A 429-nucleotide genomic window follows, 5' to 3' on the forward strand; every position below is an offset into this window, starting at 1 on the left:
CCCCGTATGGGGGGATTCGGTGATCCTATGCTGCCTAGAAAAGCATCGACGYGAGGTTYWAGCCGCCCGTACCCCAAACCGACWCAGGTGATCAGGTAGAGAATACCAAGGMGATCGAGATAAYYRTGGTTAAGGAACTCGGCAAAATGCCCCCGTAACTTCGGGAGAAGGGGGGCCTTCGACGTATCAGGACTTGCTCCGAAAGCGTTTGGAGGCCGCAGAGACCAGTGGGAAGCGACTGTTTACTAAAAACACAGGTCCGTGCGAAGTCGCAAGACGATGTATACGGACTGACGCCTGCCCGGTGCTGGAAGGTTAAGAGGACCGGTTAGCCGCAAGGCGAAGCTGAGAATTTAAGCCCCAGTAAACGGCGGTGGTAACTATAACCATCCTAAGGTAGCGAAATTCCTTGTCGGGTAAGTTCCGACC

1 rRNA gene is annotated in these 429 nt (G+C 54.4%); it reads left to right on the forward strand.

What is annotated here, in order from left to right:
- Window positions 1-429 (forward strand): 23S ribosomal RNA (locus tag ASG67_RS14110); the annotation flags it as partial.

Origin of the sequence: Sphingomonas sp. Leaf339, from assembly GCF_001426195.1 — a bacterium.
Taxonomy (GTDB): Bacteria; Pseudomonadota; Alphaproteobacteria; order Sphingomonadales; family Sphingomonadaceae; genus Sphingomonas.